We start from the raw sequence: 12,025 nt of genomic DNA, 5'->3' as shown, positions 1-12,025 counted from the left end.
ATCATGCGTGAGAACACTTATGTTATTTTAACCAATGCCGATTTTGTTGCTGGTCAACGTTCACCGGGCAAAGGTGAAGAAATTTGTTTAAGTGAGGAAGCGGCTAAATATCCGTTGTTGCTTGGTCAGATCGCTGAAAAACCAGCACCTGTTGTTTCTGCGCCCCCAACTGTTTCTACCACAAAGACAACAAAGGGTGCTTAAAGCATGCGGTGTGGGATAAGCGAAAAGGATGGCTCTCTCTTATATGGTTGGGCACATTGTCAACAGTCACTTCGTAAATGTCTGACGACAAGAATTGGGACACGTGCATTGCGTCGTCATTATGGATGTGATGTTGGAGCATTCCAAGATGCCAATGCTGATCCTGCGACGATGATGCAGCTTTATCAAGCAATTGTTGAAGCACTCGATGATCCAGAGTGTGGAGAGCCTGGGTTTTCGTTGCAGAGGATTGATCTGACAAAAGCAACGCGTGAAGGTACATTCCATTTTGTTTTAACGGGTGTTTTTTATCCCGATGGGCATTTGGGGGATTGGTCGCATAAGGAACCAATGAGTATTGATTTAGAGGTTGGTGATGACAGAGTTTGAACCTTTATCCATTCCACAAATTCCCCCTCCACAACTCCCTTTGCCACAAATTATTGAAGAGCTTTCTGTTGAAGCAATTTTAGAGCAAAAGATCACGCGTTTGACTGAGCTTTTTGCAGCGCATCATATCCCTTATAATGTGGAAAAGACGGCTTATGATCCGGTTGTCATTCAATTGCAAGCGGCCGCTTATGAAGAGTTGCTATTGCGCCAGCGGATTAATGAAGTGGCGCGGGATAATTTACTCACATTTGCGCGTGGAACAAGTTTAGATCATTTGGGGGATTTTCATGGGGTCACGCGCCTTTTGGATGAAGATGATGAGCGTTTGCGCCGCCGCATTCGCTTGAATAGACAAGGACATTCCACAGGTGGCACAGCGCCACGTTATCAATATTTTGCCCTCTCAAGCGATATCCATGTCAAAGATGCTTTTGTTTATCGTGAGGGTAAAAGTCCACTTATTCATGTTGCGCTTTTTAGTGACGCCCCTTCAGGGGTGGCTGATGAAGCTTTGATTGCCAAGGTACAAGCAGCCCTTGATGCCCCCCATGTTAAAATGACCAATGACCACATCCTTGTGAAAAGCGCGGTGCAGCGGATGATCAATGTTTCTGCTGATTTTTGGTTGTTACCGGATGAAGGCTCCTTTGTTTTGGAAAGAGCGGAGCAGAATTTAAGAGCAGAATGGGCGCGTGCGCAAAGGCTTGGGCGTGATTTGTCTTTAAGTTGGATACTAAGCCGCTTGATGGTTGAGGGCGTTCACCATGTGAACATAACGCACCCCTTTGAGGATATTTTGGTCGCACCTGATGAAGCTGTAGCTTTGGGGGATATTGTTTTGTCTGAACGGGGGCGTGCTTATTGATGTCTTCGTTGTTATTGCTGCTTAATTACAGCCATTATTTTTCTGAAAAAGAAGCTTTGTAGGGAGAAGAGCATACATGGAGCAGGGCGTAAAACGATGAAATGCATATAACTGATCCAGTAATGTTGACAATAAGCGCTCAATATGTTGCTCTGGTTACTTAAACAAATGGCTAGATTGGCTTTTATTCTCTGAGATAAGTGCTACTATTGATGAGATAGAATGCGGATGAGCGAATTATTAGTTAAGGAATTAGAGTAATGGGGGGAAAAAATAATCGTCAAGATTTGAGTTGTTTCGGAATCGCTGTATTCGGTATGATTATTATGATTTTGGGGATGGGGATTGGGCGATTTTTCTATACGCCGGTATTTCCAGTTATGTTGGATGAAGGATTGTTTACCTTTAAGCAACTTTCTTATATAGCTAGCGCTAATTATGGCGGTTATTTAGTTGGGAGTATGTTTTTTTCGTTTTGCAGAGTTGGGAATATATCCCGTGCTCCCTACATGCTATTTGGTGCAGCTATAGTGACGAGTGCACTTATTTTTGCCATGGTATTAACAACAAACTTTTACTTGGTCTTCTTTATCCGCTTTGCTGCCGGTATCGCGAGTGCGGCAATGATGATTTTTGGTTCTATTACGGTTATGCAGCATAGTCACAAGCTGTGGGTTATTGCTTCGCTTTATGCAGGTGTGGGAGTTGGTATTCTACTGGGTAATGAGTATGTTATTATTGGTTTGAGTAAATCGCTGAACGCGAAAAATATTTGGTTTGGAGCTGGTTTAATATCTGTTGTATTGTTGCTCTTGTTGTTTATTTTATTTCCACGTCGTGTTGATGCGTCTCAATTTTCTATTAATGAGTCATTGGCACACAAAAATATCGTTTGGTGGGAACTCGCTCTGATTTATGGGCTCGCTGGGTTTGGTTATATTATTGTCGCGACATATCTTCCTCTGATGGCGAAAACATTTAATTTTCCATTACTCGCTAACCATTTATGGTCGTTTGTCGGAATAGCCATTGTTCCTAGTTGTTTCATTTGGTTATGGGGAGCCCATCGGTGGGGGGTATTACGTTGTCTGATGCTCAATTTGCTTATCCAAGGAGGATGCGTATTACTGACATTATTCAGCCAGTCTCTTGTACTGATAGTTCTCAGTTGCATAGGGTTTGGATTTACTTTTATGGGGACGACCTCTCTAGTTATGCCGTTAGCTAAGCGTTTGTATGCGCCGTATGGCATAAATCTGCTAGGCTTGGCTACCTTAACTTACGGTTTTGGCCAAATATTAGGACCTCTCTTGACGAGTTTTTTACAGTTTGCTTCACATGCCATTGCGCTTTCCGTTATCTGTGGTGCTGTAGCGCTTTTTGCTGCTGCTGGAATCTGCCAATATTGTCTTTGTAAAAAGGTCGTTGGCGTTTCATAAACCCGCAATCTTCACTAAAAAGTCGAGAGAATTTATTACGTTCTTTTTGAAACATTTTGTGAAAGTCAAATTATTCTAATAGGGGAGATTAAAGAATGCTTCACTCTACAGTCGCTATTTTGGGCGTTGGTCCTCGTGGGATCAGTATTCTCGAACGCTTGCTCACACTTTATTCCCATTATCCATTTTCTGGGAACATTGATATTTTATTGATTGATCCCAATGAGATGGGAACCGGTACCCATAGTGTGCATCAGCCAGATCATTTATTGGTTAACACTGTTGCTTGCCAGATTACTTTATTTGGTGATGATACAGTTAAGGGTGTAGGGCCTATTCGGAAGGGACCGAATTTCTATCAATGGGCTATTCAACAAGGTTATCGTAATATTAACGGTGTCTTTTCTCGTACAGAGCATAATGTTGGGAAAGAAATCAAAGAAAATGATTATTTATCACGTCGTTTGTTAGGGGAATACCTGTCTTGGGCTTACCAAGAGCTCACGCAAGATTTACCTTCCGGTATTCGTATTAAGGAGATCCGACAAAAAGTTATCAATCTCTATATCCACCAAGATAATAAAACGGATATTCTTTTGGAAGATGGCTATCGTTACAGTGTAGATTTTGTTTATATTACCACGGGTCACGGTAAGAATACATATTCATCGCATGATGAAAATCTGCAACAGTTTGTGGCTGGTCATCAAATGAAAAATGCGCTTTTGAACTATTATTCGAATCCTTATCCAATTGAAAAGTTGGACTCTATACAATCTCAGTCTCGTGTGCTGGTGCAGGGAATTGGATTAACTAGCTATGATGTCTTGTCGCAATTGACTTACGGTCGCGGTGGGACTTTTACTGAAAATGCTGGACAATTGTGCTACATGCCAAGCGGCAAAGAACCGAAGATAGCTCTATTCTCCCGTCAAACATTGCCTTTTAGTAGTCGCGGGATTAATCAAAAGGGTGGTAGTGGGCAATACATACCATCATTCCTTACTCTCGATGCAATACATCATCTGCGTAAGCAATCCAGCATTGCTAACGGTTCTCCGAAGCTGGATTTCGAAACGCAGCTTTTACCTCTGTTGCTTAAAGAAATGTGTTATGTCTATCGAAGTACGCAGCTGGGGCACTGGCTAGACCCTGAAACCTATGTTGTTACTTCCAAAGACGAGCAGTGTATTCAAGCGTTGCTGTATCCTCATCGAAATAAAATATTTGCCTCTTTGAAGGATTATACAAGATTCTTCATGGAGCATTTGAAGGACGATCTTCATTCTTCCGCTGCAGGTAATGTTGATGGCCCAGTGAAAGCTGCTACAGATGTGCTACGAGATGTCCGTGATATCTTACGTTCAGCAATTGATTTTTGCGGGTTAACGTCTTCATCTCACAAGTACTTTATTGAATATTTTAATCCAAACTTTAACCGTATTTCTGTCGGCCCACCGATGCAGCGAAACCAAGAGTTGAAGGCTCTGATGGAGGCTGGTATCGTGACTTTGGCTGGCGGACCTTCACCTAAACTTGTTCTCAATGCTAGTACTAGCCGTTTCGAAATTCAGTCTGTTTTCCAAGATGAAAACAGTTCAGTTGATGGAGATGTGCTGATCACGGCCAAGATTGATAGTTTTTCTCCGTTGCGTGATGAGTCTCCTTTTATCAAAAATTTGGCTGCTCAGGGTATCATCCGGCCATTTATCAACCAAGGATATCATCCTGGTGGTATTGATATTGACTGTCAGCAGCATCCTATAGATACTAAAGGACAAGTACAAAATACATTATGGGTGGTAGGTAATCCAGTAGAGGGGGCCAATTTTTATACATATATTTTGCCTAGACCTTTAGTTAATTCGCGTGCACTGCGGGATGCAGGGCACTGTGTCATTGACATGTACGAGCAGCTTCTTAATCGCCACTCAGTCAAAGATTCAACAATTAATGTACATTGATGATGTAAAAAGCTTCCTGATACGCATGTCCTCCGTATCCGCTATAATAGCGATGCTGATGCTATTCATTTTTCTTATATCTATCTCAATGAGAACTTGGTTTCTTATTCCATTGGCTGGAGTGACTGTTTTCGGTTATTTGCTTTTGACGATACCATACTGGTGGTTGAAGGGGAATGCACGCAGTGGTGTGGTCATCCTGTTGGCTTGTACTTTAGTGCTGATATGGCGTTGGCATTTTCCTGATGTTAGTACTGTGCTTGTGCGTTTTACTGATGTCTTTTGGCTATTACTCGCCATGGGATTGTTGCGCCATGTGATGAATATATGGCGTATTTCAGAATTTCTCTCTGAACGGTTGATGCGCTATGGAAAGGGTTCGCTTACCCTGTCCATCGCGATACTGACTGCGTTTCTAGCTTGGCCGATGAGTTTGGGGGTTATCCCCCTAATGATTGATGCCTTGAAGAAAAGTGTTTTTCCCTCTCGCCATTTGGCCGCTATTGTGATGCGAATGATGAGCATCACAATGGTACTGATGCCAACCAGCATCGGTGCAGCAACAGTTTTCTCTGCTATGCCTAGAACACCAATATTCACATCCGCTGCTTTGGGGATACCACTTTTTCTATTCAGTCTGTTGTTGTTGTGCCTTTCTCCTGTTGTACCGCTAGCTAATCCGATTATTTGCGATGAGAGGAGAGCGAATAAAGAAGGAGAGAGATTAAGAATTTGGATTTTTTTGATATTGTTCTGGCTAACATTTATCGTTGCGTTGACAGTTATCAGGTTGAATGCACTAGAAAGCATTGCGTTGACGGCGAGCATTCTATATGTCATTGAGCGTGGGAGTTCACGCAGTGTTGATTTCTTGACTCCTTTGGTGGCAGTGATACGCAGTATATCAAGTGAAATTCTGTTGTTGCTAGGTTGTAGTCTGCTAATATCTACTTGTGATTTGCTTATTCCTTTGTTGCCGGTGACGTTTAGTCACTCATTGGCATCACTCTCTGTTTGGCAGCGCTATGCCTGTATTCTCTTCGTATTGCCAATTTTCAGTGTAGCAGGAATTCACCCTATGGTGCTATTTAGTTTGGCATTTCCCTTACTAGGGTCATCGATAACTTATGGGGTTACGGATTATTTGGTTTGGATTTGCTTCTTTATTGCAGCTCAACTCCTTTCTCCTGTATCGATAAATGCTATTTTTGCTTCCAGTAGCCTGCATATTTCACCGGTGGATACGAGCTTTAAAATGCATAGCTATTATGTATTAATATTTAATCTTTTTGCGTTCATTTATTTGAGCTTTTTTGTACAATATTTGTAAATTATGGAGATCTTATGCCTTACATAAACATTAAAATTACTAATGAAGGGGTTACCTCTGAACAGAAACGGCAACTAATAGAAGGGGCAACTCAATTATTAGTTAATATTCTGAATAAAAATCCGAAAACGACTGTTGTAGTGATTGATGAGGTGGAGACAGACAATTGGGGTATTAATGGTGTTCCCGTTACAGAATTAAGGAAAGATCAAAATAAAGAATAACTCTATGTATTTGACAATAATTTAAGGTCAATAGGGTTAATCAATATAAAAAATCACGTCCTTTAGCAACATTTGATCAAATCACCATTGGTGCGGTTGTTACAGCCCCTGATGCTGACAACCAAGTTTTTCCCCTCAACGAGCCTATCCTTATCTTTACGCATGAGGGTGAGAAAATCCAAAAGCTTGGGGCAAGAGGCACGGCTCTTGATGTCATTAACGCCGTGTGTGCACAAGGGATTGAGGCACAAATTATCCTTGTGCGTGTGGAAGAAAAATCAACCATTGCTGAGACACAAACTGAGATGGTGGGATCCTATGCTTCCTTAACCGGTGTGCATGCGCTAAAACACGCTAGAGGGCATTTAGGGGTGGAACCTGGCATTTTACTGGCACCGGCTTATAGTGCAGGGCGGATTGATAATGGCAAAAACCCCGTGGCAGATGCTTTAGAACAAGTGGCAGAAAAGCTACAAGCGATTGCCGTGTTTGATACGGGTGGTAAAAACACGGAAGAAAGCCTTGCCTATCGTGCAGATTTTTCCTCACGCTTTTGTTATTTGATTGACCCCTTTGTACGGGTGGCAAATGGTGATGGGGGTTGGAGTGTTAAACCGGCAAGTCCTTTTGCTGCCGCCATGTTTATCAAACGTGATAAGCAAAGGGGCGGTGTTTTTTGGTCTCCCTCCAACCAAGATGTGCATGGCATTTTAGGCACGGCGCGCCCCATTAGCTATTTTGATGGGGAAATCGATCATGAAGCAAATCGCCTCAACCAAGCCGATATTGCGACCTTTATTCCAGCACGGCTTAGCCAAAATGCGCATTTAAATAATTCTGGGGGACAAATAGCTGCCAATGGACGTATTTTATGGGGAAATCATACCACCTCCAGTGATCCACTCTGGCGCTTTGTCAATGTGGTGCGCACCCGTGCAGCCTTGGAAAAAACGATCATCAACAATTTCCGCCCTTGGGCGAATGATGAGAATCTGACCGGTCAACATGTTATTGCCATTACCCGCAGCCTCACGCAGTTTCTTGATGATCTGATTGCGCGTGGAGCCCTTTTGGGGGGGCGGGTTTGGTTTGACCGCGATTTAAATTCCAACAGTACTTTACAATTGGGAAAATTGCGGGTCGAGTTTGATGCGGAAGAAGTGCCACCCTTAGAAGATTTGAGTTTCGGCAGCCGGCGCAATAGCGCTTATTTTGATCGGCTGGTGCAAGATATTCAAAAGAAAATGACTTATCAATTTGGCGATACGCTTGAAACTTATCGCAAAGCAGCAAGGAGTTAAAGCATGACTTTACGCATTGTACGCGGTTTTACCCTGATTGTTGATGATGATGTGAATCTTCACCTTGATCTTGAAACATTGAAACTGCCCACGCTGGAAGAAATCACCGAAACCTATCAACCAGGGGGCTCTGATATGCAGATTGATGTGAGCGGTCTTGGTGTGAAAGCTTTGAGCATACAAATGAAAATCCGCAGTCACACACCCGAAATTATCGGTATCTTTGGTGGTCCTCCTGGTCTTCGTCATAAATTTACCGGCAAAAAACATGTGATCTCTGAAGAAGATGGACGCGAGCATGAGCATTCCATTGATGTTACAGGGCGTTTGGTCAAAGTGGATAGCGAAGGCTTAACGGCTGGAAAAGCAACAGGCTATGATTGCGAGATCAAAAATGTTTGGGACTATACGGAATTTTGGGATGGTTCTGTTTTGCACCGCTTTTCGTTTAAACGGGGCGGCTGGCTTGTCCGCAATGGGCAAGAGATCGGTTCTCGCCGCCGCTCTATTCTCAATTTATAGGAATTGATCATGACAAGTTTACAAACCAGCATTGATGTAGAATTGCAGGTTCCGCTTCTTTATCAAGATAAAGGTGGCAAAGAAACTCTCTGCAAGAAACTGACCTTTTATCGCCCAAACTTCAAGCAAGCACGCCAATTAGCGGTGTTAATCGGACCGCAGTTGGTAGAGCTCGTTTTGCCCGCTGTAGAAAAGGATAAAAAAACATTGGGCAATGATATTCTTGTTCTTAAGCTTTGTGAGGCTTTATTTACCCATGAGGCTATGGAAGGAATAGCCGTGCTTTTAGCCGATATGTCTCATGAAACGGTTGAATTGATTAATCGTCTTGATGTTGTTGACATTATGGCAGTGTTTAAGGCTTTTTCTGCTTTTTTTACGCAACGCCAATCCTCTCTGCCGGACAATTTGGAGCAGAGCTAGCCCTTTATTATCACTGGGCGCCTTCAGAAATTAACCAGATGGATTGGCTGGATGTGATTGCCTATCGAGAAGAACTCGCACGCCTTAAAGCCCAAGAATATGAAAGTCATCAGTTAGGATAAGAGACGATCATGGATGTTTCCCTTGTTGTGCGTTTTGTCAATCATCTGCAAGAGGGGATAGCTTCTGCCAAGCGTGATCTTGCAGCCTTCAGTTCAGAGGTTGCGCATTTCCAAAACAAGACAAGGCAGCACTTTAAAAATTGGTTTGACCCTGAGCATCTTGAGGATGCGACAAAGAATGCTGAAAATGCTTTTATCCAAGCGCGGGGGCGCATGGTTGGTGCCATTGCGCAAACAGCAACCTTAATTGCACCGCTCTATAAAGCCATGCAATTTGATCAATCGATGAAAGGCTTGGAAAAGGTTCTGGATGCCCCCCTTGATCGCTTAAAGGAATTGCGACGTTTTGCTTTGGAAACCTCCACTAAGATTCCGCTAGCGGCACGTGAAGTTTTGGAACTGATGACCAGTGCTAGCCAAGCAGGGATTGGCGAACAAGATCTAGAAGCTTTTAGCATTTATGCCGCTAAAGCGGCTGTTGCTTTTGATATGACGGGAGATCAGATTGGGGAGCGCTTTGCCAAGTTGCGCAATGTCTTTAAGCTTAATCAAGCAGGGATTGAAGATCTAGGCGATGCCATCAATCATCTCTCTAACCACATGGCGGCCAAGGCAAGTGAAGTGTCTGATTTTACCAATCGTGCCACCGGTGCGGCAACCATGTTTAAGCTCACTGCCCGTGAAACCGCTGCTTTTGGTACGGCAATGATTTCTGCTGGTATCGTTCCAGAAAGTGCAGCGCGTGGTTTTAATGCGATGAGTGCGCGCATTCAGGCAGGGGGTAAACATATTGAAGATGCTTTTGCCAGTATCGGGCTTTCCCGCGAAAAGTTTATGCAAGATCTGGATAAAGATGCCACAGGTACCTTGGTGCGCTTTTTTAATGTGTTGGGTAAATCCGAACAGGGTATGCGTTCGCTGATTGCCATTGCTGGGCGAGACTTTACCGGTGATTTTGCCAAATTGGTGGGCAATCCCGAATTGTTAGGGCAAGCTTTAGATTATGTGAAAGATCCACAAGTCTTTAAAGGCTCTGTAGAGCAAGAAGCAGACAAACAAGCAACCGGTGCCATGCGGCAATTTGAACTCTTACAAAACCGCATTGTGGCTTTGGGGATTACCATTGGTGAAGTGCTTCTGCCCCCCCTCAACAGTTTGATGGAAAGTGTTGGCAATTTTACCAATGGGCTTATGGCGTGGGCGAATGCCCATCCCACTTTAACAAGCGCCATCATCAAAACCATTGCTGCCCTTATGGCTTTTAATATTGCTCTACGGGTTTTGCGCTTTACCCTCGCTGGAACACGTCTTGGGCTTCTTCAATTGATCACGTCTTTTATCAAGCTTAGAACACTCAGTCGTGGTCTTTCTGCAAGCTGGCGGGGCTTAGCAGCCGCAGGGCGCTCCCTGGGCTTGCTAACCGCGGGTCTTGGGGCAAGTTCACTCCGACTCTTACGCCCCATGACCTTGTTGGTCGGGGCTTTACGGGGGATTGCTGTCTCAGGAAGTGCATTTGCTGCCTCTTTTGGCTCTGTTGGGACAGTGATCGAAGTGGTTGGGGCGGGTATTTCCTCTGTTGTGGGGGGTATTTTTACCCCAATAGGGGCTGTGGTTGCTGCTGTTGTGGCGGTCATACTGGCTGCTGGTTTTGCTTTGTGGAAATATTGGGACCGTTTTTCTTCTTTTATGAAGGGCTTTGCACGGGGGGTAACACGGGCTTGGGGGCAAGCCTTTGAAGCCGTCATGCGCTTTTTTGGTGCTGATACCAGCACCATTACGCGTTGGAAAAATATAATCGCCAATGCTTTTGATCTCTCTCAAGTTTGGCAAAAGTTTAAACAAGAGCTTAGCGCTGTTGGCAGTTGGTTTGGCAACGTGTGGGAGGGCGTTAAACAAAGCTTTTCCAACTTTTGGCAATGGTTGAAGAGTTTTTTTACACAGGAAAAGCTCTCGGAGAGTGCCAAGGCTGGTATGGAACAAGCGGGCGAAGATCTGGCTAATTCGATTGTCGATGGCTTTATGTCGTCTATCTCACAATTGATGGATTATTGTAAATCTTTGCCTAGCCGCATTAAGGGGTGGATTGGTTCCATTGATGTAAGAGAGTTTTTGCCAAGTTTTTTGGGGGGGAAAACAGCCATTCAGCCCATACCACAATTTGCGGGGGCGGGGCATGCAAATTCCCCTTTCACAGAAGAAAAAGGCAAAGATCACTCCACCATCACACACAATCAAAATGTCACAGTGCATGTCAATGGTGCCCGTGATCCTGTGGCCACTGGTCGTGCGGTTGCCCACGCCATTCAACGGGCACGCGCTAATGCTCTGCATGGCGGGACAGAATGAGGGGAGGGAGCCTATGAGAGATCCTTTGATGATGTTAGGACCGCATCAATTTTATGTGGACTGGCTGAATTTCCAATCCTTTGAAGAAGAGTTTTCTGCCTCATGGGTTTGTATGGAGCGTTTTGGCAGGTCCCCCAGTTTGCAATTTACCGGCTATGGCAATGATGCAAAAACCATTCATGGAGTTTGGTTTCCAGAAGAATTTGGTGACCGTGTAGCGATAGATGCCATCGCCCAAACCATTCGAAGAGCAAAGCCGGTCCAGATGCTTCGTTGGATCAATGATACGACCTATAGTGTCCTTCTCCATGGTCCCGTGGTGATCACCACGATCAATAAAGACCACGACTATATCAGCCGCTCTGGTCAATCCCAGCGCATCCGCTATTCCATTACGCTCTTGCCCTTTTTTAATGGCGGAAAACCGCAAGGACAATACCAGGTGGGACAATATCAAGTGGGACAAACTCCATGAAGATACCAGAAAAGCATGTTGTTGTAGAGTTAGAGGATATGAGTCTTGATCTCATCTGCTTTCACCATGCCATGGCAGTGTTCAGGGACCGCATCCAAGTGGGGGCACTAAACGGCTATTTAGAAGCCACACTGGAAGCCAATCCAGAGATTGCCAAATATGGTGTGTTTTTACCGCGGGGCTTAACGGTTATTCTGCCTGAGTTTGTGTTGTCTAATCCCCAAAGCATGGTGAAGCGGTTATGGGATTAATGCGCACACACCCTTTTATTGTGGTCAAGGTAGGAGACAAACCTGTTCATGAGGTTTTTTACCAGCGTCTTTTAACCGCAACTATCACTGACCATGCCGGTAATGAAGCCGATACATTTGAAGCAGAGTTTGATGATAGTGGCAATGATTTAGAGGTTCCACAAAC

Annotated in this window: 13 protein-coding genes and 1 pseudogene; all 14 read left to right on the top strand. The window is 44.1% G+C overall.

All coding sequences use genetic code 11. From position 1 onward, the window contains the following. Window positions 1-3: 3 nt before the first annotated feature. The gene (locus tag ACFIKQ_RS08290; protein ID WP_375656248.1) at window positions 4-204 is read left to right on the top strand and encodes a hypothetical protein; all 201 of its coding nucleotides are present in this window, start codon (window positions 4-6) and stop codon (window positions 202-204) included. A 3-nt stretch (window positions 205-207) separates the two neighbouring features. After that, window positions 208-594 carry a GPW/gp25 family protein gene (locus ACFIKQ_RS08285; RefSeq protein WP_375656247.1) on the top strand — a complete coding sequence of 129 codons (387 nt, stop codon included), beginning with the start codon at window positions 208-210 and terminating at the stop codon, window positions 592-594. Next, entirely contained in the window at window positions 581-1,462 is an 882-nt protein-coding gene (locus ACFIKQ_RS08280; protein WP_375656246.1) for a baseplate J/gp47 family protein, read from the top strand. The genes ACFIKQ_RS08285 and ACFIKQ_RS08280 overlap by 14 nt, the downstream gene beginning before the upstream one ends. Window positions 1,463-1,722: 260 nt before the next feature. Next, window positions 1,723-2,901 carry a YbfB/YjiJ family MFS transporter gene (locus ACFIKQ_RS08275; RefSeq protein ID WP_375656245.1) on the top strand — a complete coding sequence of 393 codons (1,179 nt, stop codon included), beginning with the start codon at window positions 1,723-1,725 and terminating at the stop codon, window positions 2,899-2,901. Between the two features lie 95 nt (window positions 2,902-2,996). Then, window positions 2,997-4,865: an FAD/NAD(P)-binding protein gene (locus ACFIKQ_RS08270; RefSeq protein WP_375636592.1), complete on the top strand. Its 1,869-nt coding sequence runs from the start codon at window positions 2,997-2,999 to the stop codon at window positions 4,863-4,865. A gap of 88 nt (window positions 4,866-4,953) precedes the next feature. Continuing rightward, on the top strand, window positions 4,954-6,195 hold the full coding sequence (locus ACFIKQ_RS08265) for a hypothetical protein (protein WP_375636591.1): 1,242 nt from the start codon (window positions 4,954-4,956) through the stop codon (window positions 6,193-6,195). A 14-nt stretch (window positions 6,196-6,209) separates the two neighbouring features. After that, window positions 6,210-6,419, top strand: a complete 210-nt coding sequence (locus ACFIKQ_RS08260; protein ID WP_015856802.1) for a 2-hydroxymuconate tautomerase family protein — start codon at window positions 6,210-6,212, stop codon at window positions 6,417-6,419. A gap of 80 nt (window positions 6,420-6,499) precedes the next feature. Then, a complete protein-coding gene (locus tag ACFIKQ_RS08255; protein ID WP_375656257.1) occupies window positions 6,500-7,720 on the top strand; it encodes a phage tail sheath family protein in 1,221 nt (406 codons plus the stop codon). 3 nt (window positions 7,721-7,723) lie between these two features. After that, complete coding sequence (locus ACFIKQ_RS08250) at window positions 7,724-8,242, top strand: phage major tail tube protein (protein ID WP_375656244.1); 519 nt, start codon at window positions 7,724-7,726, stop codon at window positions 8,240-8,242. A 9-nt stretch (window positions 8,243-8,251) separates the two neighbouring features. Further along, window positions 8,252-8,665, top strand: a complete 414-nt coding sequence (locus ACFIKQ_RS08245) for a hypothetical protein (RefSeq protein WP_375656243.1) — start codon at window positions 8,252-8,254, stop codon at window positions 8,663-8,665. A gap of 131 nt (window positions 8,666-8,796) precedes the next feature. Then, window positions 8,797-11,133 carry a phage tail tape measure protein gene (locus ACFIKQ_RS08240; RefSeq protein WP_375656242.1) on the top strand — a complete coding sequence of 779 codons (2,337 nt, stop codon included), beginning with the start codon at window positions 8,797-8,799 and terminating at the stop codon, window positions 11,131-11,133. A 13-nt stretch (window positions 11,134-11,146) separates the two neighbouring features. Then, window positions 11,147-11,608 (top strand): phage tail protein, encoded by a 462-nt coding sequence (locus ACFIKQ_RS08235; RefSeq protein ID WP_375656256.1) that lies wholly within the window; start codon window positions 11,147-11,149, stop codon window positions 11,606-11,608. After that, entirely contained in the window at window positions 11,605-11,859 is a 255-nt protein-coding gene (locus tag ACFIKQ_RS08230) for a tail protein X (protein WP_375647897.1), read from the top strand. The genes ACFIKQ_RS08235 and ACFIKQ_RS08230 overlap by 4 nt, the downstream gene beginning before the upstream one ends. Beyond that, window positions 11,859-12,025 (top strand): annotated as a pseudogene (locus ACFIKQ_RS08225) (late control protein); the annotation flags it as partial. The gene ACFIKQ_RS08230 and the pseudogene ACFIKQ_RS08225, both read left to right, overlap by 1 nt.

The sequence above is a fragment of the Bartonella sp. MR63HLJHH genome, assembly GCF_042194155.1.
Taxonomy (GTDB): Bacteria; Pseudomonadota; Alphaproteobacteria; order Rhizobiales; family Rhizobiaceae; genus Bartonella; species Bartonella grahamii.
This window is presented reverse-complemented; position numbering and strand designations above follow the sequence as displayed.